Below are 21,215 nucleotides of genomic sequence, written 5' to 3'. Positions count from 1 at the left end.
AGCAAGTGGGGGACGCCCGGCGGGGGGGGACGCTGGGGGGGCGCGCCGCCGGGATGGTCGATAGGGGGGGGATGCCCGCCGATATCGCGGCCTCGGTCGCGGCGGCGCAGGGCCCGGAGATGGGCCGGGCCATCCTTCGGCTCTACCGGTCGGCCCGGCAGCCGGGGATGACCGAGGCCGGTCGCAAATTGGGCAGGGCCGCGGCTCGACCGGGCCTGTCCATCCTGGCCACCGAGGACGGCTTCGTCGGCTCGGAAGCCATGCGGCGCGGGGCGGCGCAGCGGGCCGGTGCGCACACGGAAGTGCTCGAAGGGCTCGGGCACTGGTGGATGCTGCAGGATCCCGCGCGGGGCGCCGCGGCCCTCACGCGGTTCTGGGCAGGGCTCGATTGAGCGCCCGCTAGCCGGCGCCCTTGCCGTTGTCCACGCGATAGACGGCGCCGTGGACGGCGGCCGCGGCATCGCTGGCAAGGAACGCGATCACGTTCGCCACGTCGAGGGGCTGCATCATGCCGCGCGGCGAGGCCGTCCGCATGATCAGGTCGTAATTAGGGTTCTCCGGCGCCCTGAACTGTTCGATCTGCGGCGTCAGCATGCCGCCGGGGCACACCGCGTTGACCCGCAGGCGATCCGCGGTGTACTCCACCGCCAACGCGCGAGTGAGACCGATCAGCCCGTGCTTGGCCGCGCAGTAGCCCGCGGAGTAGGCCTGGCCCTCGACGCCGGCGATGGAGCTGACGTTGACGATGTTGCCGCCGCGCTCCAGCAGATGGGGCAGCGCGGCCCGGCACAGATAGAACGGTCCGTTCAGGTTGACCGCGAGGTCTTGGGCCCAGTCGTCGTCGGTCATGGACTCCGTGCGGCGCATCTGGTGTCGCCCGGCGATGTTGATCAGGACGTCCAGGGCGCCGAACTCGCCGACACACCGCTCCACCGCGTCTCTGCAGGCCTGCGCCGAACAGACGTCCACCGACGCGTAGCAGCCCCGTTCCACGTCACCGAAAACCTCGGCCAGCCGTCCGGTATCCCGGCCGATGCCGAAAACCGTTGCGCCCTGCCGGGAAAGCAGCCGGGCCGTCTCGGCCCCGAGGCCCGACGACGCTCCGGTCACGAACGCGACCTTGCCCTGTAGTGGTGACATGTCGCGCAACGCTACCCGGCTAGGGGGACAATCACCTGATGTCCGACGAACCCCCACCTCCCCCGCGCCCGGCGCCCAAACCGGCGCGGGTGCACCTCACACCCGAGGACTTGGAAAGGTTCGGCGACGAGGAGCAGGCACGCGCGGCGTCGGACGAGCGCCGGCTGCGCGACGAGCAACCCCCGCATCACCGCTAGCCCGGAACGTCAGTATTTCCGCGCCAGGTCTTCGGTGAGGGCCTCGTCGGCCAGGTCTTCGAGTTCTTTGCCTTTCGTCTCCGGTCCTAGCAGGTAGCCGGCCAGCGTCAACGCCCACAGGCCGGCGAGCGCCAGGTACGGTGCCTCCAACCCGTAATGCGTTATGCCCCAGCCGACCACGGCCGGAGCCGCGATGGAGACGACGCGCCCACCGCCGACCGCGATTCCGAAACCGGTGCCGCGCAATACCGTTGGAAAAAGCTCGGAGACGTAGGTGTCGCCGACGCCCCAAAGCCAGCCGAGGGTGGCGATGGCGATCGCCCCGAAGACCAGGTACCGGTCCAACGAGTGAGAGGTGGCGGACAGGATGGTCGAGACGATCTCGATGACCGCGGCAAGGATCGCCGAGGGGCGCCGGCCTACCCAGTCGGCGAGCGCGGTCCCCAGGTAGACGAAGACCACTTGCAGCAAGAAGAACACCAGCGCGTAGCGGATCGCGTCGATTGGGAATGCGTGAAACCTTTTCACGATGTAGGTCGTCAAAAAAACTGTCACGCCCCAGTAGCCGACTGCGTTGGCGGTGTAGATGAGCCAGCCGGCGACGAGCCGTCGCCGCACGCCGGGAAGCTTCCACAGCCGCGGCTTGGTGGCCCCGCGCACGATCTTGGTCTGTACGTCGGTGTAGCGGTGGGATTCCTTGATGCCTCGCCGAACCAAGAACAAGACGATGGCCGGGACGATCGCCACGATGAACGCCGATTGCCAGCCGAAGCGCGGGACCAGCGCCAGGGCGACGGCCGCGGCCAGGACATAGCCAAGTGAGAACAACGAGAAGATCACGCCGCCGACACCAAGGGCGCGGGTCTTGGCCGGCCAAACCTCGGCGGTGTACGGCGCGCCGACCGCGAGCTCTCCGGCTCCGCCCACACCAGTGAGGAAACGAAGTCCCGTGAAGGCGGCGATGTTCGTCGTGAGTCCGGCCAGGGAGGTGGTGATGCCGTAGAGCAGGATCGACGCCCCGAGCGTGGTCTTGCGCCCCCACCTGTCGGCCGCGTAGCCGAACCCGATGGTGCCGATGGTGTAGCCCAACAGGAAGATCGAGCCGATGTACCCGGCTTCGGCGTCGGTGATGAGCAGCGTCCTCTTGATGTCCGGCAGCACCAGGCCGTAGATGTTGACCGCGTAGGAATCGAAGCCATAGCCCAACCCGGCCGTCACCGCGACGAAGAGGGCCTGCTTGAAAGTTGCGGGTGTGGCCCGGGTTATCCGGGTCGGGATGCTGCCCACGCTGGAGGTCATCCCGGCAAGGTATGCGGCCGGGCTCTCGGCGCGGAAGGATCACGATCCGCTTGATCGAAACGGAATTTTTCCGCCCCTGGTGGTACTCAGTTCTCCACCAGGTCCGGGAGGGGCTCCGCGTCCGTCAGCCAGTGGCGTCCGGTCCGGCGGGAGGCCTCCCACTTGGGGATGCTCACCGCATCGTCCTGGCCCAGGTCCTCGGGAGTCGGGCCGATGCGCCCGGCCAGCCCGGCGAGGGCAGCCAGGTCGAACTTGTACACCTCGGCCGCCGCCAGGCCCAGCATCTGCCGCGTCTCCGCTACCGGGATGTCCCAGAAGGACCGGCGCAGCCAGTCGCGGGTGTGCGGCCAGGTCCCTTCCGGATGGGGAAAGTCGTTGCCCCACAGCATGTTCGACACGCCGATTTCGTAGCGCCGCGCCAGCTCCCTGCGCTCCGTGGTGGTGGCCCCGATGAAACAGTTCCGATCGAAGTAGGCCGAGGGCGGCATCGTCAGGTCGCCCTCCATCTGATGGCTCATCTTCTTGGCCGAATGCTCGCGGAGATAACGGGTGTCCATCAGCCAAAGCAGGTCGTTGGCCCAAAACGCACCGCACTCCGTGACCCCCCAGCGCAGCCGCGGGAAGCGCTCGAACACACCCGACCACAACGCGAACCACAAGGGCCGGGCTCCCCACCAGCGCACCTCGGTCACGTAGATGCCCAGGTGCCCGCCGTACTCCTCCTGAGGCGCGGGACCGGAGTGGGTGTGAACCGGCATCTGCAGGTCCTGGCAGGCGGCCCACACCTTGTCGTAGCGACGGTCGTGGTAGGGCGGGTAGCCGACCCAGCGCGCCGGGATCAGGATCCCGCCCCGCAGTCCGGACTCCGCCGCGCGGGTGATCTCGGCCACCGCCGCGTCGACGTCCGCCAGGATCGGCACCACCGCGACCCCGGCCCGCCGCTCCGGGCTGTGGCTGCACAGCTCGGCCAACCAGCGGTTGTGGGCCCGCGCGCCGGCCATGGCGCGCCCCGGGTCGAGGTCGCCCGACTGGCCCAGGCCCGCCCCGAACGGAGCCCCGGCGACCCCGGTCACGGCGTCGGCGTCCGGGAAGATGACCTCGCCGACCACCCCGTCGCCGTCAAGTTCCTTGTCCCGCAGCCCCACATCCCAACCGCCGGCGATGCCGTCCTCGTGCTCGGAGAACCACGCTTGCGCGAACTCCTCGTCGATGAATCCGCCCGCCTGCGCGGCGGCGGCCTTCTCGGTCAGGAAGGTCTCGAAGTCCTCCCGGTATTCGGGGTCGACGTATTCGCGGTACTGCTCGGTCGGCAGTTCGGCGTGGCAGTCCGCCGAGATGATGAGATAAGGGTCCACAGTGCTCCTTTCGGGTCCCATCGCGCTTACCAGGTACGGATGGGGTCGGGCTCGAAGACGGTGCTGCTCGCGTCGGCAGGGACGACGGCCAGCGGCTCGGCGACCTCGGCCACGGTCGGGCCGATCCGGTCGACCAGGGGTGCGAGGGCATCCAGGTCGAAGCCGTAGACGGCCGCCGCGTTCCCGCCTACCATGGCCGCCACCTCGTCGGCCGGCACGCAGGAGAAGGTGTGGCGCAACGCCTCTCGGGTGTAGGGGGCGGTGCCCTCCAAGTGCGGGTAGTCGCTGCCCCACATGATCTTCTCGACGCCGATCCGGTGACGCTCGGCGCACTCGACGGGCCGCATAAAGCTGGCGCCGACGTAACACTGGCGGGCCCAGAACCCGCTGGGCTTGAGGCTCAGCGAGCCGGCGGTGGGCCCGGCGAACCGGGCGATCGCCGAGTTCGCCCGCCCGTAACGGGCGGCCGCCACGTCGAGCGAGTCGAGCGTCGCCGGTATCCACCCGGCGCCCTGCTCGGTGAAGACCACGGTGAGGTCCGGATGGCGATCCAGCGCGCCGCTGAAGATCAGGTGCCACAGCGCCCGGTGCGCAAACCAATGTGTCTCGTACACCCACACCGCAAACGAGCTGCCCCACCCGTCCGTGGGGTTGGGTCCGGCGTTGCCGCCGTGGTGGTTCACCACCACGCCCGCCTCGTCGCACGCCGCCCAGAGCGGCTCCCAGTGCTCGGCGTAGAGCTGCGGGATGCCGGCGCCCGGAGGGATCCCGGGCAGCAGGACACCGCCGCGCAGGCCCAACTTGGCGATCTGCGTGATCTCGGCGACGGCCTCGTCGAGGTCCCCGAGCAGGATCTGGCCCACCCCGGCGCGCCGTTCGGGCGACAACGAGCAGAAGTCGGCCAGCCAGCGATTGTGCGCACGCAGGCCCGCCCAGCGCAGCTCGAGCTCGCCGGCGGTAACCGGTTGGGGGGCGGCCAGGCTCGCCTGGGGGAAGAACGGCGGCACGGTGTTGGGATAGAGGACCTCCCCGGCGATGCCTTCTCGATCGAGCTCCGCGTTGCGCCGAGCGCTGTTCCAGTTGCGCTCGGCGTCGGCCTCGGTGAGGTCGCCGAAGGGATTGACGTATGCCTTTGCCCAGCAGTCGAATTCGTCCCGGTACTGCGGATCGAGGTACTCGCGGTAGTCGAGCAAGTCCGCGCCGGCGTGGCAGTCGGCCGAAATGACCGTGTACCGGTCCATGGCGCTAGGCCCGTGCCGGCTCGGGCCTGGGGGCAGCGAGCAGCGCCACGTCGTCGTAGCGTTGGTGCACGTACGGCAGCAGCCAGTCCTGCGGCACCCGCTCCGCGATCCGTCCCACCTGGATGGTGCGCCGGCGGCACCAGGTGATCGAGCGGATTTCGCCAATCACGATGTCGGCCACCGGGTCCAGCGGCGACTCGCCCAACTCGACGGTGCCGTCGATGTTTTCCAGCAGTTCGTAATGCCGGTGGTATTCGCCGTAGACCAGGTGGGGGTCGGTGATGCCGCTGCCGTCGGGGGCGCGCAGGAACTTGAAGTAGAACTCGGTGTTCACCTGGTCGGGCGGCAATTCCGCCGGACCGGTGATCCGCCCGGTTACCCCGATGAGCCGGTAGCCCAGCCGGTCGACGGTGGCGCTGACGCGGTCGCCGTCGCGCTGCACCGCGATGTGGGCGAGTTTCTTTGGCTCGCCGAATGTTTCGCGCCCGCCCGTGACCGACTGCTCGGTGGACTGGGGCATGAACAGCGGGTAGTCGCCGTCGAGTTCGCCGTGTCGGGCGGTCACCGAGAACACCGCCGACCCGAACGGCGGCCTGCCCTCGATCCGGACCCGCTGCAGCTGAATGCGCACCAGCGGTTCGGCGGCCGGTTGAAGCGGCTTGGGCAGCACGGCCGCGACGATCTCCGGATCGGTGAGGTAGGTGATGGTGATCGCCTCGGTGGCGATAGGCGCCTTGGTGGCGTCGATCTCGTGGTCGACCTGCGCCTCGGGTGGGCGAGGACCGTAGCGAATTTCGTTGGTGCTCAACGTGTTCCTCCTTCGGTTTTCTCGGCGTGCTTTCCGAGGACGTCGACCAGGTAGTTGGGCTCGCCGCGGGCGAGGATCGATGCCGCCTTGTTGCTCACGACCTGATCGGCCGGGGTGGGCGGCCCCATCATCCAAAACCGGTCCGCCCGGATTCCGTCCACGACGAGGTCGGCGACCGTCTCGAGCGGCGTGAACTCGACACGCGCGCCGGCGGTCTCGAAGCGGGCCACCACGTTGGCCAGTGTCGTCTCCGGGGTGCGGCGTTTCTGGGTCGCGGCGTAGCGCTGCGGGCGGTGCCGCCACGACTCCCAGATGCCGGTGTTCAAAAAGCCGCCGGGGAAAAGCACGTGCGCGCGCACCCGCGTCCCGGTCATCTCCAGGTGGGTGTAGAGGCTTTCGGTCAGGCAGAGCACCGCGGCCTTGGTCATCGGGTACACCGCGTTGGCCGGTCCGCCCATGGCGCCCCGGGCGATCGGCGCGAATCCCCCGTTGCCCGAGCAGGTGTTGACGACGTGTCCCTCGCCCTGCTCGAGCAGGAGGGGCACGAAGGCCTTGATGCCGTGGATGACGCCGAGCACGTTGACGTCGATGCCCCAGCGCCAGTCGGCCAGGTCGTGTTCCCACATGTAGCCCTCGGAGACCCCGCCGGTGCCGGCGTTGTTGCACACCACGTGCACCGCGCCGAAGCGGTCGAGCGCTTCCTTGGCGAGCGCCTCGACCGAGGAATAGTCGGTGACGTCGGTGCGGACGCCGACCGCGTCGATGCCCTCGTCCGCAAGCGCGCGGGTCGCCTCGTCCAGCGGCTCGGCGAGGACGTCGGCCAGCACCACCTTCATGCCTTCGCGGCCGAAGCGCCTACCCATGGCCCGGCCGATGCCTCCGGCTCCCCCGGTTACGACCGCCACCTTGCCCTCAAGGTCCGTCATCGTGGCCATCGTCACACGGTCGCGCATGGCACCGCAAGTAGTCGCACTATGCGACCATTGGCCCCATGGCCCCGCGTCCGTCCCCGCAGACCGAACGCGTCGTGACGCTGTTCGAGCAGCTGGCGGGCGACGGGAGCCGGGGGATGACCTTGGCGGAGGTCTCGCGCGCGTTGGGCGTTCACAAGGCCAGCTGCCACTCGATGCTGGCCGAACTGCTGCGGGCCGGCTGGCTGCTGCGCGACCCGGTTCGCAAGACCTACCACCTGGGTCCCGCCCTGGTCCGGCTCGGCCGGGAGGCGGCCGACCGCTATCCGGCGCTGGTGCTGGCGCGCTCGGCGATGGCCGAGCTGTCGGCCGCGACGGGGGCGCACTGCGTTGCCTTCTCGGTGAGCGAGGACTTCTCGACCGTCGTCGATCAGGTCCGAAGCCGGCACGGCGGCGGTCACCCGATGCCCGTCGGCACCCAGTTCCCCCACCGCCCGCCGTACGGCGCGTCGATCGTTGCCTGGGCCGGGCACCAGGCTCGGGAGCGCTGGCTGGCCGCCCTGCCCGAGGACGTGCGCGATCGCTACCGCGAGGCGCTGACCGCCGCCAAGCGGCGGGGCTACGCCGTCGGTCTGCACATCCTGCCCGATCTTCGCCTGCGGGAATTGGCGCAGATCGTGCGGAGCGCCGAGGTGCGTTCCACCCGGCTGAGCCAGTTGGCGCAGGAATTGACCGACGAACTGATCCATCAGGAGGAGTGGTTCCCGATCAGCCTGGACCCGGACCGCAGCTACGAGGTGAGCCACATCGACTCCCCGATCCTGGAGGACCGGTCGCACATCGCCCTGATGCTCAGCCTGGTGCCCAGCGCCGAGCCGATGAGCGGCGCGGCGGTCACCCGCCTGGGCAGGCAGCTCACCGCCGCCACCCGCCGGCTCGGCGCCGCCTTGACCGAAGAGTCCTAGCTCCGTTCCGGGGCCAGGCGCTTGAGCGCCAGGCCCCCTTCGAACGGCCGGAAGCCGAAAGCGGCCGGGGCGCGATAGCCCGTGTCCTCCAAGGGTTTATGCACCTCGGCGACGGTGGGTCCGATCTTGGCGGCGACCGGGGCCAGCGCCTCGAGGTCGAAGCGATACAGGCGACCGGCGTTGCCGCCCAAGATCTTTCGGCACACGTCCTCCGGCCTGTCGTGCAGCGCCCAACGAATGGCCAACTTGGAGTGGGGCGCAAAGCCTTCCTCGTGGGGATAGTCACTGCCCCACATGATGTGCTCCGGGCCCATGAAATCGATCATGCCCGAGTCGAACGGCGTGAGCTCTGTGGCCAAGAAGCAGTTTCGCTTGACGTATTCGCTCGGCGCCATGGTCAGCTCGTCGACCGAGGATCCGCCGAACATCCCGTAGGTGCGGTTGCCGGCTTCGGACTTCATGGTGGGCACCATCGCGTCGAGCATGCCGATTTGGCCGGGCACCCAATACGTGCCCTGCTCGGTCGGCGCGAATCGCAGCGTCGGGTACCGCTCGAACACCCCGGCCAGGATCAGGTGGCCAAGCGTGCGCTGGGCCCACATCGCCATTTCGGTGATCAACACCGCGTTGGACGCCGGCTGGTCCATCGGCATCTCGGGGCTGCCGGCCCCGGCGTGCTGCACCACCGTCAGGTCCAGGTCCGCGCATAAGGCCCAGATCGGTTCGTAGCGGGTGTGAAAGAGCGGGGCCACCTGCGGGTCGCCGGGCGAGACCGCCGGAATGAGCACGCCACCAAAGCAGTCCTGCTCGGCTCCCCAGCGGATTTCTTCCAGCGCCAGCTCGATGTCATTGGGGAAGATCTGAATCAAGCCGCGGCGTCGGGCCGGGGCCAGCGAGCAAAAGTCGATCTGCCACCGGTTGTGGGCCTGCACACCGGCCCAGCGCTTCTCAAACTCGTCACGGGTGCGGGGCAGGCTGATGGTGATGTTCGGGGTCGTCGGGAAGAACGGCGGAATGGTGTTGGGCAGCAGCACCTCCGCGGCCACCCCGTCGGCGTCCATCTCGGCGATCCGAAGCTCGTTGTCCCAGTTCCGGTTGGCGGTGGCGATCACCAGATCGTCGAACGGGCTGGCGTAGGCCTTGGCCCACGCATCGAAATCCTCGTGCAGCCGCGTCGGCAGATACGGTTTGTAGTCGAGCAGATCCGCCCCGGCGTGCGTATCCGTCGAAATGACGACGTAGCGATCCAACGTGTCCCAAGTTGTAGCCATCACACCTCCAGCGGTACGTGGAGTATAGGAGAAACGGGTCGGCCCGCGTAGGGGGCAAACCCATTGAGCGGGATACCTTGTCAGCGGCCCGCTTGAGGTGGAAAGTCGTGCTCGAACGCTGCAATGCATGGAGTGCGTCGATGGAAATCGTGCCGCTGGGCCCGGGCTTTGTCGCCGAACTGCGCGGAGTGACCATCCACGACGTCGCGGCCAGCGATTCCGCATACGCGGCGGTGCGCGCGGCGTTCGAGGAGCACTCGGTCCTGGTCCTGCGCGACCAGGACGTCACCGATGACGCGCAGCTCGCCTTCTCCCGCCGATTTGGCCCGCTCGAGGTCACCAAGGTGGGTTCGGCCGGCTACGGCAGCAACCTCGTGGTGCTCAAGACCCTCGACGAGGAGGGCAACGTCGTGCCGGAAGATCACCGGATCGCGTTGGAAAACAAGGCGAACCAGCTCTGGCACACCGACAGTGCCTTCAAGCGGGTGCCGGCGCTCGCTTCGGTGCTGTCGTCACGGATCATTCCGGGCCGGGGCGGCGAGACCGAGTATGTTTCCACCCGGCTCGCGTTCGAGCGCCTCGATCCGTCGCTGCAGCGGCGGCTGGAGAACTCTTTCGCCTGGCACGAATACGCCTACTCGCGCGGCAAGATCGCGCCCGACCTCGCCAGCCCGGCCGAACGGGCGGCGCTGCCGCCGCAATGCTGGCGTCTGGTGTGGACGAACCCCGTCAATCGCCGCAAGGCGCTCTACATCGCCTCGCACGCCTACGCGATCGAGGGCATGGAGCGAACAGCGGCGCAGGAACTGCTCGCCCGGCTGATCGACGCGGCGACCGCCCCCGGTGGAAGCTACCTGCACGCGTGGCGCGAGGGCGACGTGGTGATGTGGGACAACCGCGCGACCATGCATCGCGGCCGGCCCTGGCCCGCATCGGAGCCGCGCCACATGGTGCGCACCACGATTTCCGCGACCGAATCGGACGGGCTGGAGACGATGCGTCCACTCCAGCCATTGACTCAGGCCGGTGAACCGCAAAGACCGATTTGATATCGACTAATGCACGCCCCTTATGTTGACAAAAGTCACATATTTAACATCACGCGATGCAGGACTTGTCGGTAAATGTGCCCCTCCGGCCATTACGCGCTATTCCCCGGCGCGACGTATTGCGCTACGCCATCGCTATGTCCGCACTGCCTGGGTTGTATGCGGGATCGGCAAGTGTCGCCGTCCCTACGGCGGCTGCCATCCCTACGGCGGCTGCCGCCACCCCCAAACTGATCGACTTCGCCATGCGCCAAATTCCAGCGGAGCACATTCGAGCTGCGGGCTACGCCGGGGTCATCAACTACGTGTCGCTATCGCGGCCCGGCTCCTCGATGGGCGCCAAGCCGATCACCCGGCCGTATGCCGAGCAGCTGACCGCTGCCGGGCTGATGATTGTCAGCAATTACCAATACGGCAAGCCGGGCGGCACGGCACCATCGGATTTCAGGCGCGGATTCGAGGGTGGCGTCGCCGATGCTCGCACCGCCTGGAAGCTGCATACCGCGGCGGGTGGCGGTCAGAGCGCCCCGATCTTCTTCAGTGTCGACGAGGACATAAACCACGACACCTGGAACAATTTGGCGCTCAAGTGGTTTCGCGGAATCAATTCGGTACTGGGGGTGCAGCGCACCGGCGTCTACGGCGGTATCGACGTGTGCCGATGGGCCGCCGCCGACGGCGTTATCGGGACTTCGCGCACCCCCGGCCACCGGTGGGCCTGGCAGACCCGGTCCTGGTCTCGCGGTCAGATCGAGCCCGCCGCGGTCCTCTACCAACGCGTGGTCAGTACGGCGTCGAATCCCGGCCCGGTAGTCGGGGGACTCGAAGTCGACGTCAACGACGTCCTGGCCGGGGATTGCGGTCAGTGGAACCTACATCCCTGAGCGTGGGTCGCTGGGCCGCATTCCTTCAATGACCACATCGGGCCGCCACGTGCTGCTCCGTGATCTCGCCGAGATTACGTTCCTCGCCGGTGCCGGCGGCTTTCCCGCGACCACTCCATCGGGTGATGACCTGGCTGGCGAAGTCAAGCATCTGCTCAAGGCTGGGGAACACTGCGAAGGCATCGACGATCGCCTCATCAGCACCGGACCGGGCGAGGCGGTCGAGCCTGTCGGCAACCGAGTCAACGGACGTGCCCGGTTCGAGGTTGATCCGCATGGCCGTCTTCAGCGCCTCAGGATCGCGGCCGGCATCCCGCGCCGCCCGGCGCGCAATCGACCACAAGTGGTCGGTGACCTCATCCTGCAGCCCCTCGACCCCGAGCCAGCCGGTGCCGCTGCGGCCGACCCGGCGCATCGCGGCCTCGCTGGCACCGCCGATCCAGATGGGCGGACCGCCGGGCTGAGCCGGGCGCAGGTCGGCATGGACCGGCGGCAAGGAGAAGAACTCGCTGTCCCAGGACACCGGGGTGGTCGTCCACCACTCGTGCAGGAACGCCAGCAGGTCATCGAGCATCCGCCCGCGCCGGTGCCAGTCCGCGCCACGGGCGATGTCGTGCTCGTCCTTCATCCACCCGATTCCCACGCCGACGTCAAGTCGGCCGTCGCTGAGCACGTCGAGCGTGGTCAGTAACCGGGCCAGGTGCGGCGGCTCGTAGTAGAACGTGCTGAGCGTGCTGGCGTTGAGCCGCACCCGGCTGGTCGCCGTCGCGGCGACGGTCCACAGCAGCACCGGATCGAGGTAGCGGGTCATCTGCGGCGGGTACGGCTGCTCTTTGCCCGGGTAGGTGCTGTGCATATCGACCGGCGTGACCAGGCGATCGCCGACCCAGAGCGTGTCGTAGCCAAGGTCCTCGAGTCCGCGGCAGAACGCGCTCAGGCCAGCTGCGCTGCTGATAGCGGGCCCGACTATGGGAAGTGCGAAACCAAGCCTCATGGCGGGGGTCCTCCTATCGTTTCGATGATTCATCAACCATTGTTTAGGCCGCCGTTCGTCGACGGCCTGGACTGGGCCGGTGCGGCTCAGCCGGGAACGGTGGCGCCTAGGGCGAAGTCGAAGTTCCCCACCCCGTGGCTGGCGAGACCCATCACGACCAGGCCCGTTCCTTCCAGCCAGTGCGCCATGTTCAAGCCGCCGACGTCCAGCGGGCGCAGCCCGAGGCTCTCGACGAACTCCGCCACGCTCGCCTTGGCGCGCGCATCGTCGCCGGCGATGAAGACGTCGAGTGGCCGACCCTGGGCCAGCACAACCCCGAAGATGGTGTTGAATGCCTTCACCACGCTGGCGCTGGCAGGGGCCGCCTTGGCGACTTCCTGCGCGATCGAGGTGTCATCGGGAATCGCCAGCCCGTCGGCCGTGGCATTGAAGGGGTTGCTGATGTCGACGATGACCTTGCCCGCCAGGGCGTCCCCATACCGGGCGACCACCGGAACGACATGGGCGTACAACAGGGCCACGATGACGATGTCCCCCGCCGGGACGGCGCCGAACTCTCCGGTCGTGGCGCTGCCGCCGAGAGCTTTGGCCAGATCGACGGCCTTGGACTGATCGCGGCCGATGACCTCTACGGTGTTGCCGCCCGCTACCGCCAGCGCGCCGATGGCGCGGGCCATATTCCCCGTACCGATGATGCTGATACTGCTCATGGAGGTGGTCCCCTCGCGAATTAGTGGTGAAAAGGTTGACAAGTCCACCTTAATTTGATTTTGGTGACGCGTCAACCAATTGGGGTTACCATGGAGGCTGAAATGGAACCGAACTGGCTGAACCCTCGTGAAGACCGCGCGTGGCGGGCCTTCCAGCATGCGCATCATCAGCTCGACGTGCACCTGAACCGGGGCCTGCAGGAATCGGGCCTCTCGGGGTCCGACTACGAGATCCTGGCGGTGCTCTCGGGCCACGATGGGGACCGCATGCCGGCGCGCGAGCTGTGCAACGCATTGGGCTGGGAGAAGAGCCGTGTCTCCCACCAAGTGCGGCGCATGCAGAAGGACGGGCTGATCTCCCGCGAGACCAACCCCGACGACGCCCGCAGCACCATGGTCTGCCTGCTGCCGGCCGGCCGCACCGCCATCGAGAAGGCGGCGCCCCGGCACGTGGAGGACGTCCGCAGGAACTTCATCGACCTACTCACCCCGGCTGAGCTCGACATGCTCGCGGCCCTCAACGAACGAGTCCTGCGCCATCTGGCCAACGACGACGACTCCCCCGCCGAAGACGAGCCCTCATAGCCTTCGTCAGCGGTGCTGGCCCGGCGCGTATGCGCCGTGGAACCTCTGCGACGCATCGGCGGATTGCTTGTGGAGCTAAGGGGACTCGAACCCCTGACCCCCACACTGCCAGTGTGGTGCGCTACCAGCTGCGCCATAGCCCCAAGTCGTGCCAATCGAAGCTACACCACTGGCCAGATGCGTTCAAAGCCGCTGGTCAGTCAAGCGTGGTATCGCATGCGCTATCACGTTTGAAAGTCGGGTGGGGCCGCCCAGACGGAGGCTGGTGTGGCTGGTGTGGCGGAATAGCCACAGCCTCACCCGATGACCGAATTCACCACCTCGCGCGCGGCCTTCTGCACCTCGGCCAGGTGCTCGGGGCCGTTGAACGACTCCGCGTAGATCTTGTACACGTCCTCGGTGCCCGACGGCCGGGCGGCAAACCACGCGTTGGCCGTCGTCACCTTCAGCCCGCCTAGCGGGGCGCCGTTGCCGGGGGCGGCGGTCAGCTTCGCGGTGATCGGCTCGCCGGCCACCTCGGTCGCGGTCACCTGCTCGGCCGACAGCCGAGAAAGCCGGGCTTTTTGCTCCCGGTCGGCGGGCGCGTCGACGCGCGCGTAGAACGGCGTGCCGTACTCGGCGGTCAGCTCCTGGTAGCGCTGCGACGGGCTCAAGCCGGTGACGGCCAGCATCTCGGAGGCCAGCAGCGCCAGGATGATGCCGTCCTTGTCGGTCGTCCACACCGACCCGTCGCGTCGCAGGAACGATGCCCCCGCCGACTCCTCGCCGCCGAAGCCGATCGTGCCGCCGATCAGTCCGTCGACGAACCACTTGAACCCGACCGGCACCTCGACCAGCTTGCGCCCGATGCCGGCGACCACGCGGTCGATGATCGACGAGCTGACCGCCGTCTTGCCGACGGCGATGCCGTCTGGCCACGACGGGCGGTGCGTATAGAGGTAGTCGATGGCCACCGCCAGGTAATGGTTCGGATTCAGCAGGCCCGCATCGGGGGTGACGATGCCGTGCCGGTCGGCGTCGGCGTCGTTGCCGGTGGCGATCTGGTACCGGTCGCGGTTGGCGATCAGCGAGGCCATCGCGTCCGGCGAGCTGCAGTCCATCCGGATCTTGCCGTCGTGGTCGAGGGTCATGAACCGCCATGTCGCGTCGACCAACGGGTTGACCACGGTCAGGTCCAGCCCGTGCCGCTGCGCGATCTCGCCCCAGTAGTCCACGCTGGCGCCCCCGAGCGGGTCGGCACCGATCCGCACGCCCGCCGCGCGGATCGCGTCCAGGTCGACCACGGTGGGCAGGTCGTCGACGTAGGTGCCGAGATAGTCGTAGCGCTGGACGGCATCCAGCGCGCGGGCCAGCGGCACCCGCTGCACCCCCGATCCGCTGCGCAGAATCTCGTTGGCGCGCTTGGCGATTGCGTTGGTCGCGTCGGTGTCAGCAGGGCCGCCGTCGGGCGGGTTGTACTTGAAGCCGCCGTCGGGGGGCGGGTTGTGCGACGGCGTGACGACGATGCCGTCGGCCAGCGCCTCGGTGCGACCGCGGTTGTAGGTCAGGATGGCGTGGCTGACCGCCGGCGTCGGCGTGTAACCGTCGCGGGAGTCGATCATGGTGACGACGTCGTTGGCGGCCAGCACCTCCAGCGCCGACACCCACGCCGGCTCGGAAAGGCCATGTGTGTCACGGCCGATGAACAGCGGCCCCGTGGTGCCGTGGGCCTCGCGGTACTCGACGATCGCCTGGGTGATGGCCAGGATGTGGGCCTCGTTGAATGCCCCGCCCAGCGCCGACCCGCGGTGACCCGAGGTGCCGAACGCCACCTGCTGGGCGACGTCGTTCGGATCAGGCTGAATCGAATAGTAGGCGGTCACCAGGTGAGGCAGATTGACTAGGTCTTCGGGCTGGGCCGGCTGACCGGCGCGCGGGTGGGCCATGGTTACCAATTCTGCCCGTGCCCGTCGCGCACCGCCGCCCCGGACTTCTCAGGTACTTCCCGGGTTCATCTCCTGGTAAGTCGACGCCCTACGCTGCTAAGCGCACCACTCGCAGACCGAAGGGAAGCCAACCGTGGCACACCGCGACTATCGCGAGCTGGCCGCGGTTTTCGTCGGCGGGGCGCTCGGCACCCTGGCCCGTGCGGCGCTGCAAGCCGTCGCCGTGCGCGACCCGGAGCACTGGCCGTGGGTGACTTTCGCCGTCAACATCGTCGGCGCGTTTTTGGTCGGCTACTTCACCACCCGGCTGCTCGAGCGGCTGCCGCTGTCGAGCTACCGGCGCCCGATGCTCGGCACCGGACTCTGCGGCGGGTTGACGACTTTCTCGACGATGCAGGTCGAAACCGTGACCATGATCCAGCGCGGCCATTGGGCCATGGCGGCGGCATACACCGGCAGCAGCATGGTGCTCGGCTTGCTGGCCGTGCACCTGGCCACCGCTCTGGTTCGCCGAGCAAGAGTGCGCCTATGACGGGCGCCGCAACGGTCTTGGTCTGGAGCGGCGTAGCCCTCGTCGGCGGCGCCGGGTCGGTGCTGCGCTTCGTGATCGACGGCGCGGTGGCCCGCCGGGCGGCGCGGGCCTTCCCGTTCGGGACGCTCGCGGTGAACATCAGCGGCGCCGTGCTGCTGGGTTTCCTCGGCGGCCTGGTGTTGAGCAAGGATGCGGCGCTGCTGGCGGGGACGGCGTTCGTCGGCGCCTACACCACCTTTTCCACGTGGATGCTGGAAACCCAGCGCCTCGGCGAGGAGCGCCAGACCTGGACGGCGCTGGCCAATATCGTCGTCAGCCTCGCGCTCGGCGTAGCCGCCGCGGCGCTCGGGCAATGGCTCGCGCAGCGGTGATCAGACGTCGCGAAGCCTGGGCACGTCGCCGGCGGTGCGGGGCAGCGCGTACAACGCCATGCGCCGGTTCGACATGTCGTGCTCGCCGAGGAATGCGCAGCCGGCACGCTCGCAGAACCGCCGTGCCGTCTTGTTGCGGTAGTCGGGATCGAACATGATCCGGCGGCAGCGCGGTTCCTGGCCCAACACGCTGGCCACGAAGTGCGGCAACACGTAGCCGGCGATTCCCTGGTTGACGAATTCTTCGTCGGCGATGGCGGCATGGATTCCCAAGTCATACGGGTCCGCCTCGTACCGGGTGGAAATGGAATCCTTTGCGGCCCTGTACAATTCGATGTACGCGTGGTCTTGGCCGTCCAGGCTGGCCAAAAACGGCCGCGAATAGCCGCCGTCGAGTTGCGCGCGCAGGTGGCGATGCCAGCGTTCGGCCGGCCAGGCGGACTCCCACGCCTCGGCCAGGGCGGGCCGGCTCATCCACTCGGCGACCATCTCCGCGTCGGCGTCCGGATCGGCGAGCCGGAAGGCGTACGGCGCGGGGACCTCCGCGACGCCGGGCGGCGGCGGCACATTACGCACCTCGTCGCTGATATCGGTCAGTTCCCGGGCCAGGATCACTTCGGGTTCGCTCATATCAAACCGGCAGCCTACCGAGCCGCCGGGAGTCAGCCCTAAGTGAGCGCCCCCATCCACCGTTCGGCCAGCGCGGATACCCAGCCGGCGGCGGCTTCGGGACGGTCCGGTGGCCCCTGAACCAGGACCAACTCGTCGACGCCCGAATCGACGAGCGCGCCGACGTCGCCGACGCCGGGATCGCGCAGCGCCACGGATACTCTCAGCTCCGCCCGGTCACGTCCCGACTCGACACACAGCCGGTCGAGCTCGCCCATTCTGTCGCGCACCGCGGCCACCCCGCCGAGATTGAACCCGTACCAGCCGTCGCCCCATGCCACCACGCGCCGCAGCGCCGCATCACTGTTGCCGCCCAGCACAATTGGGATGCGACGGTCGCGCAGCGGCTTGGGATTGACCCGGATCGCATCGAAGCCGGCGAACTTCCCGTCGAACGAGGCGACGTCGTCGCGCCACAACGTGCGCATCGCCGCCACGTATTCGGCGGTACGAGCCCCGCGATGCTCGAACGGCACGCCGAGTGCGGCGAATTCCTCTTTTGCCCACCCGACGCCCACTCCGAGCGTCAGCCGCCCCCCGCTCAACCGATCCAGGCTCGCGGCCTGCTTGGCCACCACCACCGGGTTGTGCTCGGGCAGCAGGAGCACCCCTGTCGCGACGCTGATCCGACAGGACGCGGCGGCGGCGAAGCTCAGCGCGATCATCGGGTCGAGCCAATCCGCTTGTGCCGGAACTGCTATGACGCCGTCGTCGGAATACGGGTAGAGCGATGCGGGTCGATCCACCATGACAACGTGTTCACCCGCCCACAGGGTGGCGAAGCCGCAGCCATCCGCGGTCGAAGCAACGGCGTCGATCACCGCGCGATCGGCGCCGGCCCCGATTCCCAGCGCGTGCAATCCCAGGCGCACCGCACGATCGTCTCACGGCGGTCAGTGGCCGCTAAGCAGCTTCGCCAGCACCGGGCTGCCGTCCAGTTCCTCGCGGTAGCGCGCCGCGTACTCGTCGAACCGCCGCGGGTCGTGGTGGTACCAGTCGCGGAGTTCCTTTGCCCGTCGTGGGGCCGGCGTCCTCGTACACGCGAGCCACCCGGATGCTCACGCNGACCCGCACGCCGTCGTGGATCGGGCGGCCAAGGCCGAGAACGAACGCACGGTCACCATCCGGCCCGCGCCCGACACCATGACGTATGTGACCGCGTTATTGCCTGTCACGCAGGGCGTTTCGGTGTACGCGGCGCTGCGCCGGGAGGCCGACACCCGCTGTGACGGTCGATCCCGCGGGCAGGTCATGGCCGACACCCTCGTCGAACGGGTCACCGGCCGAGACGCGGCCGTGCCGGCGCCCATCGCGGTCAACCTGGTGCTCACCGACGAAACGCTGCTGGGCGGTACCGACGCGCCGGCCGACATCGCCGGCTACGGACCGATTCCGGCGGCGGTCGCGCGCGCGATGGTCGCCGACGCGGTCGGCGACCGGCGCTCCCTTGCAACGCTGCGCAGGCTCTACGCCCACCCGGCGGCCGGGGCGCTGGTGGCCATGGAGTCGCGGGCGCGGCTGTTTCCGCGCGGCCTGGCCCGCTTCATCGCGCTACGAGACCAACGGTGCCGCACCCCCTATTGCGACGCGCCGATCCGCCACCGCGACCACGCCCAGCCCTGGGCCGACGGCGGGCTCACCATGGCGGACAACGGCCTGGGCTGCTGCGAGCGCTGCAACTACGCCAAGCAAGCCGCGGACTGGCGGGTTCGCACGCAGACCGACGAAAACCACACTCACACAGCAGAATTCACCACACCGACCGGCCACACCTACCGGTCGTGCGCCCCGCCCCGCGCCCCCGCAATCACAGTCAGCGAGGTCGAACTACGAATCGGCGTCGCGCTGGCCCGACACGCCGCTTAGGCGCTCGACGTCGATGACCTCGCCGCGATTGATGCTCACCCAATCGCGCCCGTCGAGGTAGGGACGCAGGCTGGTACCGATGAGCTCGAGGTCGGCCTGCGCCTTGGGCCGCTGCAGTTCGTAGACGTGCGGCAGCTCGGCCATGCCGGTCACCACGCTCCACAGCGTCAGGGCGGGCGCGCCGGTCGGCGGGTCCACCAACACCGGACCGAACAGGCACTGCCCCGACAAGAACAGCGTCGGTACGCCGTATCCGCCGGCGTCGGTGACGCGCTGATGGTCCTCGCGAATCTCGTCGTGGGTGGTGGCGTCGTCCAAAGCCGCATCGAGAACCGAGGCGTCGACGCCGATGCCGCCCAGCAGTTTTCGGGCAACCGCCGGATCGTGTGGCTTCCCGCCCAGGGTGTGCAGCTCACGCCCGACCGCGGCGTACCACCGGTCCAGCAACGCCATGTCCGTCCGGCGCAGCAGCGCCCCGATCCGCATCAGCGACCAGCCGTAGGACCACTCCCGTTCCCAGGGGTGCTTTTGGCCCTCCGAGCGGTTGATCTCTTCGAGGCTGAAGAACCGCCAGTTGACGGTGATGCCGAGCTGGTCGCGGACGTCGCGGATCCACAACGAAGTCTGATAGGCGAACGGGCACATCGGATCGAAGTGAAAGTCCACCGCGTCGCTCATCGGATCCGCTCCCCGGCCTAGTAGTGATAGGTGTCCGACGGCGCCGGCGAGTGCACCCGTTCTTCGTCGTCGAACTCGGACACCTCGATGCCGTACGCGCGGGCCAGCTCGAGGATCTTCGTCGCCCTCGCGATCCGCGGCAGGTCGGAGCCGTTGCGGATCTCTCCGCCGTCGCGCTCGAACTCGGCGAAAAACTCTTTGGCCCAAGAGATCTCATCCTGCGACGGGGACAGCCCCTCGTTGACCACTGCGCACTGGTCCGGGGTCAGGCAGATCTTGCCCGTCATGCCGAACTCGACGGAAACCGCCGTGGCCTCGATGAGCTTCAGCGCGTTGGAGCCGATCGTCGGCCCATCGATGGCGCTGGGCAGGTTGGCCGCCTTCGCCGCGATCGTGAAGCGTGACCGGGCGTACGCCAGGGTGGAGGGGTCTTCTCCGAAACCGGTGTCACGGCGGAAGTCGCCGATGCCGAAGGCCAGCCGGAAGGTGCCCTTGGCGGCGGCGATCTCGGTGATGCGCTCCAGGCCCCGGGCGGTTTCGACCAGCGCGACGATCGGCACGTTAGGCAGCCGCTGGGCCGTCTCGGTGACGTGGTCCACCGATTCGACCATCGCCAGCATCACCCCGCCGACCGGGGTGCCGGCCAGCGCCGCCAGATCGTCCGCCCACCACGGGGTGCCGAACCCATTGATCCGGACCCAGTCGGTGTTTTCGCGGCTGAGCCAACGCACGACGTTCTCGCGGGCGGCCTGCTTGTCCTTGGGCGCGACCGCATCCTCGATGTCGAGAACCACGATGTCGGCCCGCGAATGCACCGCGGACTGGAACCGGTCGGCATGCGCGCCGTTGACCAGCAGCCAACTGCGGGCGAGAACGGGATCGATGCGCCAGCCGATGTCGGAGGGATCCGGCGCGTGCTCGCCGACCTGTTCGTACGTCTGATCTGTCGCCATCTTCATTCCGTGGGTGCTAGCTGGTGTTTGTTAAACCGTAGCGGCATGTCAAACGGCCGGTCAGCCGGGCTTGTTGCGACCGGCGCCAATAGGGCAAACACCGCGGCGCTCCAGCTCGGCGATGCGCTGCTGGGGGCATCCATCGGCAAATGATCGCGCTCCGCGACTGGCGTCGCCGGGCCGTTTACGCGTCCTCCCACCGGGTATTTCTTCAATTCCCCTATCACTGGAGGTATCGGCGATGGCCGACATGCTTGTCCAATCACCCGAGGAAGTCGTCGCGTTCCTCAAAGCGCAGCACAACCTCATCGAGGACATGTTCGAAGACGTGCTGCATGCCTCGGATCCCAAAGCGCGCGAAAAGCCCTTCATCGAGCTGCGTCAGCTGCTGGCCGTGCACGAAACGGCCGAGGAGATGGTGGTGCATCCCCGGGTGCGCCGCGAGGCCGATTCGGGCGACGGCATCGTCGACGCCCGGCTGCGGGAAGAGCACGAGGCCAAGGAACTGCTCTCGCAGATCGAGAAACTCGACATCACCTCGCAGCAGTTCATCGACCAACTCGGCAAATTGCGCGACGCCGTGCTCGACCACGCGCGGCGCGAAGAAGACGAGGAATTCCCTGTGCTGGAGCGGGAAGTCGACGACGACGATCTCAAGCGGATGGGGACGGCGGTGCGAGCGGCCGAGGCCATCGCGCCGACGCGCCCGCACCCCGGCGTGGAGTCGGCGAAGCTGAATTTCGCGGTCGGCCCCTTCGCCTCGATGCTCGACCGCGCCCGCGATCTGATCCAGCAAGCTATCGGCTAACACC

Annotated in this window: 23 protein-coding genes, 1 tRNA gene and 2 pseudogenes; 10 read left to right on the top strand and 16 right to left on the bottom strand. The window is 68.3% G+C overall.

Annotated elements, in window-relative coordinates:
• Positions 1-392: alpha/beta fold hydrolase (locus BN4348_RS33750; RefSeq protein ID WP_407937888.1), on the top strand; the 392-nt coding region annotated here is incomplete at its 5' end.
• 7 nt (positions 393-399) lie between these two features.
• Here BN4348_RS33750 and BN4348_RS33745 read toward each other — a convergent pair.
• Positions 400-1,140, bottom strand: coding sequence for an SDR family NAD(P)-dependent oxidoreductase (locus tag BN4348_RS33745; RefSeq protein WP_066909023.1), 741 nt, complete (start codon positions 1,138-1,140; stop codon positions 400-402).
• A 38-nt stretch (positions 1,141-1,178) separates the two neighbouring features.
• On the opposite strand from BN4348_RS33745, the gene BN4348_RS60325 reads away from it, so the two are divergent.
• A complete protein-coding gene (locus BN4348_RS60325; RefSeq protein WP_167670438.1) occupies positions 1,179-1,337 on the top strand; it encodes a hypothetical protein in 159 nt (52 codons plus the stop codon).
• 9 nt (positions 1,338-1,346) lie between these two features.
• Here the strand turns inward: BN4348_RS60325 and BN4348_RS33740 are convergent, their stop codons facing one another.
• From BN4348_RS33740 to BN4348_RS33720, 5 genes are all read right to left on the bottom strand, one after another.
• Entirely contained in the window at positions 1,347-2,636 is a 1,290-nt protein-coding gene (locus BN4348_RS33740; RefSeq protein ID WP_066908992.1) for an MFS transporter, read from the bottom strand.
• Between the two features lie 86 nt (positions 2,637-2,722).
• Positions 2,723-4,012 (bottom strand): amidohydrolase family protein, encoded by a 1,290-nt coding sequence (locus tag BN4348_RS33735; RefSeq protein ID WP_211145651.1) that lies wholly within the window; start codon positions 4,010-4,012, stop codon positions 2,723-2,725.
• A gap of 5 nt (positions 4,013-4,017) precedes the next feature.
• Complete coding sequence (locus BN4348_RS33730; RefSeq protein WP_066908989.1) at positions 4,018-5,232, bottom strand: amidohydrolase family protein; 1,215 nt, start codon at positions 5,230-5,232, stop codon at positions 4,018-4,020.
• A 4-nt stretch (positions 5,233-5,236) separates the two neighbouring features.
• Positions 5,237-6,040 (bottom strand): acetoacetate decarboxylase family protein, encoded by an 804-nt coding sequence (locus BN4348_RS33725; RefSeq protein WP_066908986.1) that lies wholly within the window; start codon positions 6,038-6,040, stop codon positions 5,237-5,239.
• Positions 6,037-6,966, bottom strand: coding sequence for an SDR family oxidoreductase (locus BN4348_RS33720; RefSeq protein ID WP_066909017.1), 930 nt, complete (start codon positions 6,964-6,966; stop codon positions 6,037-6,039). The genes BN4348_RS33725 and BN4348_RS33720 overlap by 4 nt, the downstream gene beginning before the upstream one ends.
• Before the next feature lie 65 nt (positions 6,967-7,031).
• On the opposite strand from BN4348_RS33720, the gene BN4348_RS33715 reads away from it, so the two are divergent.
• Complete coding sequence (locus tag BN4348_RS33715) at positions 7,032-7,916, top strand: IclR family transcriptional regulator (RefSeq protein ID WP_066908983.1); 885 nt, start codon at positions 7,032-7,034, stop codon at positions 7,914-7,916.
• Here BN4348_RS33715 and BN4348_RS33710 read toward each other — a convergent pair.
• Entirely contained in the window at positions 7,913-9,187 is a 1,275-nt protein-coding gene (locus BN4348_RS33710) for an amidohydrolase family protein (RefSeq protein WP_066908980.1), read from the bottom strand. The two genes, BN4348_RS33715 and BN4348_RS33710, sit on opposite strands and share 4 nt — an antisense overlap.
• Before the next feature lie 140 nt (positions 9,188-9,327).
• On the opposite strand from BN4348_RS33710, the gene BN4348_RS33705 reads away from it, so the two are divergent.
• Positions 9,328-10,236 (top strand): TauD/TfdA dioxygenase family protein, encoded by a 909-nt coding sequence (locus tag BN4348_RS33705; protein WP_066908976.1) that lies wholly within the window; start codon positions 9,328-9,330, stop codon positions 10,234-10,236.
• Positions 10,237-10,292: 56 nt separating this feature from the next.
• On the top strand, positions 10,293-11,120 hold the full coding sequence (locus BN4348_RS33700; RefSeq protein WP_066908973.1) for a DUF1906 domain-containing protein: 828 nt from the start codon (positions 10,293-10,295) through the stop codon (positions 11,118-11,120).
• A 25-nt stretch (positions 11,121-11,145) separates the two neighbouring features.
• On the opposite strand, the gene BN4348_RS33695 is transcribed toward BN4348_RS33700, so the two are convergent.
• Both BN4348_RS33695 and BN4348_RS33690 read right to left on the bottom strand, forming a co-directional pair.
• Positions 11,146-12,114, bottom strand: coding sequence for a TIGR03619 family F420-dependent LLM class oxidoreductase (locus tag BN4348_RS33695; RefSeq protein ID WP_235852635.1), 969 nt, complete (start codon positions 12,112-12,114; stop codon positions 11,146-11,148).
• A gap of 86 nt (positions 12,115-12,200) precedes the next feature.
• On the bottom strand, positions 12,201-12,824 hold the full coding sequence (locus BN4348_RS33690) for an NADPH-dependent F420 reductase (RefSeq protein WP_066908970.1): 624 nt from the start codon (positions 12,822-12,824) through the stop codon (positions 12,201-12,203).
• Positions 12,825-12,926: 102 nt separating this feature from the next.
• Between BN4348_RS33690 and BN4348_RS33685 the strand changes: the two genes are divergently transcribed.
• Positions 12,927-13,409, top strand: coding sequence for a MarR family winged helix-turn-helix transcriptional regulator (locus BN4348_RS33685; RefSeq protein ID WP_066909014.1), 483 nt, complete (start codon positions 12,927-12,929; stop codon positions 13,407-13,409).
• A 70-nt stretch (positions 13,410-13,479) separates the two neighbouring features.
• Here the strand turns inward: BN4348_RS33685 and BN4348_RS33680 are convergent.
• Positions 13,480-13,552 (bottom strand) — tRNA-Ala (locus BN4348_RS33680).
• Between the two features lie 153 nt (positions 13,553-13,705).
• On the bottom strand, positions 13,706-15,334 hold the full coding sequence (gene pgm / locus BN4348_RS33675; RefSeq protein WP_066908968.1) for a phosphoglucomutase (alpha-D-glucose-1,6-bisphosphate-dependent): 1,629 nt from the start codon (positions 15,332-15,334) through the stop codon (positions 13,706-13,708).
• Positions 15,335-15,467: 133 nt separating this feature from the next.
• On the opposite strand from pgm, the gene crcB (BN4348_RS33670) reads away from it, so the two are divergent.
• Positions 15,468-15,866 carry a fluoride efflux transporter CrcB gene (gene crcB, locus BN4348_RS33670; protein ID WP_066908962.1) on the top strand — a complete coding sequence of 133 codons (399 nt, stop codon included), beginning with the start codon at positions 15,468-15,470 and terminating at the stop codon, positions 15,864-15,866.
• Entirely contained in the window at positions 15,863-16,237 is a 375-nt protein-coding gene (crcB, locus tag BN4348_RS33665; protein WP_066908959.1) for a fluoride efflux transporter CrcB, read from the top strand. Before crcB (BN4348_RS33670) ends, crcB (BN4348_RS33665) begins: the two co-directional genes overlap by 4 nt.
• Here the strand turns inward: crcB (BN4348_RS33665) and BN4348_RS33660 are convergent, their stop codons facing one another.
• The 3 genes and pseudogenes from BN4348_RS33660 to BN4348_RS62675 all read right to left on the bottom strand — a co-directional run.
• Positions 16,238-16,867: a GNAT family N-acetyltransferase gene (locus BN4348_RS33660; RefSeq protein WP_066908956.1), complete on the bottom strand. Its 630-nt coding sequence runs from the start codon at positions 16,865-16,867 to the stop codon at positions 16,238-16,240.
• 38 nt (positions 16,868-16,905) lie between these two features.
• Positions 16,906-17,778, bottom strand: coding sequence for an LLM class F420-dependent oxidoreductase (locus tag BN4348_RS33655; protein WP_066908953.1), 873 nt, complete (start codon positions 17,776-17,778; stop codon positions 16,906-16,908).
• A gap of 21 nt (positions 17,779-17,799) precedes the next feature.
• Positions 17,800-17,871: pseudogene (locus BN4348_RS62675) on the bottom strand (hypothetical protein); the annotation flags it as partial.
• Between the two features lie 100 nt (positions 17,872-17,971).
• Here BN4348_RS62675 and BN4348_RS33650 point away from each other — a divergent pair.
• Positions 17,972-18,772, top strand: a pseudogene (locus BN4348_RS33650) (HNH endonuclease); the annotation flags it as partial.
• Here BN4348_RS33650 and BN4348_RS33645 read toward each other — a convergent pair.
• The gene (locus tag BN4348_RS33645) at positions 18,734-19,450 is read right to left on the bottom strand and encodes a mycothiol-dependent nitroreductase Rv2466c family protein (RefSeq protein WP_066908950.1); all 717 of its coding nucleotides are present in this window, start codon (positions 19,448-19,450) and stop codon (positions 18,734-18,736) included. The pseudogene BN4348_RS33650 and the gene BN4348_RS33645 overlap by 39 nt on opposite strands.
• A 17-nt stretch (positions 19,451-19,467) precedes the next feature.
• Positions 19,468-20,403 carry an HpcH/HpaI aldolase/citrate lyase family protein gene (locus BN4348_RS33640; protein ID WP_066909011.1) on the bottom strand — a complete coding sequence of 312 codons (936 nt, stop codon included), beginning with the start codon at positions 20,401-20,403 and terminating at the stop codon, positions 19,468-19,470.
• 241 nt (positions 20,404-20,644) lie between these two features.
• On the opposite strand from BN4348_RS33640, the gene BN4348_RS33635 reads away from it, so the two are divergent.
• On the top strand, positions 20,645-21,211 hold the full coding sequence (locus tag BN4348_RS33635) for a hemerythrin domain-containing protein (RefSeq protein ID WP_066908947.1): 567 nt from the start codon (positions 20,645-20,647) through the stop codon (positions 21,209-21,211).
• Positions 21,212-21,215: the final 4 nt, after the last annotated feature.

The organism is Mycobacterium interjectum (assembly GCF_900078675.2).
GTDB lineage: Bacteria > Actinomycetota > Actinomycetes > Mycobacteriales > Mycobacteriaceae > Mycobacterium > Mycobacterium interjectum.
This window is presented reverse-complemented; position numbering and strand designations above follow the sequence as displayed.

Bases quoted from the DNA above. Each gene is read 5' to 3' on its own strand.
- pgm (WP_066908968.1), bottom strand. From the start codon at position 15,334: ATGGCCCACCCGCGCGCCGGTCAGCCGGCCCAGCCCGAAGACCTAGTC.
- BN4348_RS33685 (WP_066909014.1), top strand. From the start codon at position 12,927: ATGGAACCGAACTGGCTGAACCCTCGTGAAGACCGCGCGTGGCGGGCC.
- BN4348_RS33695 (WP_235852635.1), bottom strand. From the start codon at position 12,114: ATGAGGCTTGGTTTCGCACTTCCCATAGTCGGGCCCGCTATCAGCAGC.
- BN4348_RS33660 (WP_066908956.1), bottom strand. From the start codon at position 16,867: ATGAGCGAACCCGAAGTGATCCTGGCCCGGGAACTGACCGATATCAGC.
- BN4348_RS33720 (WP_066909017.1), bottom strand. From the start codon at position 6,966: ATGACGGACCTTGAGGGCAAGGTGGCGGTCGTAACCGGGGGAGCCGGA.
- BN4348_RS33740 (WP_066908992.1), bottom strand. From the start codon at position 2,636: ATGACCTCCAGCGTGGGCAGCATCCCGACCCGGATAACCCGGGCCACA.
- BN4348_RS33690 (WP_066908970.1), bottom strand. From the start codon at position 12,824: ATGAGCAGTATCAGCATCATCGGTACGGGGAATATGGCCCGCGCCATC.
- BN4348_RS33710 (WP_066908980.1), bottom strand. From the start codon at position 9,187: ATGGCTACAACTTGGGACACGTTGGATCGCTACGTCGTCATTTCGACG.
- BN4348_RS33745 (WP_066909023.1), bottom strand. From the start codon at position 1,140: ATGTCACCACTACAGGGCAAGGTCGCGTTCGTGACCGGAGCGTCGTCG.
- BN4348_RS33700 (WP_066908973.1), top strand. From the start codon at position 10,293: ATGCAGGACTTGTCGGTAAATGTGCCCCTCCGGCCATTACGCGCTATT.
- BN4348_RS33715 (WP_066908983.1), top strand. From the start codon at position 7,032: ATGGCCCCGCGTCCGTCCCCGCAGACCGAACGCGTCGTGACGCTGTTC.
- BN4348_RS33705 (WP_066908976.1), top strand. From the start codon at position 9,328: ATGGAAATCGTGCCGCTGGGCCCGGGCTTTGTCGCCGAACTGCGCGGA.
- BN4348_RS33730 (WP_066908989.1), bottom strand. From the start codon at position 5,232: ATGGACCGGTACACGGTCATTTCGGCCGACTGCCACGCCGGCGCGGAC.
- BN4348_RS33635 (WP_066908947.1), top strand. From the start codon at position 20,645: ATGGCCGACATGCTTGTCCAATCACCCGAGGAAGTCGTCGCGTTCCTC.
- BN4348_RS33645 (WP_066908950.1), bottom strand. From the start codon at position 19,450: ATGAGCGACGCGGTGGACTTTCACTTCGATCCGATGTGCCCGTTCGCC.
- BN4348_RS33735 (WP_211145651.1), bottom strand. From the start codon at position 4,012: ATGGGACCCGAAAGGAGCACTGTGGACCCTTATCTCATCATCTCGGCG.
- BN4348_RS33640 (WP_066909011.1), bottom strand. From the start codon at position 20,403: ATGGCGACAGATCAGACGTACGAACAGGTCGGCGAGCACGCGCCGGAT.
- BN4348_RS60325 (WP_167670438.1), top strand. From the start codon at position 1,179: ATGTCCGACGAACCCCCACCTCCCCCGCGCCCGGCGCCCAAACCGGCG.
- crcB (WP_066908959.1), top strand. From the start codon at position 15,863: ATGACGGGCGCCGCAACGGTCTTGGTCTGGAGCGGCGTAGCCCTCGTC.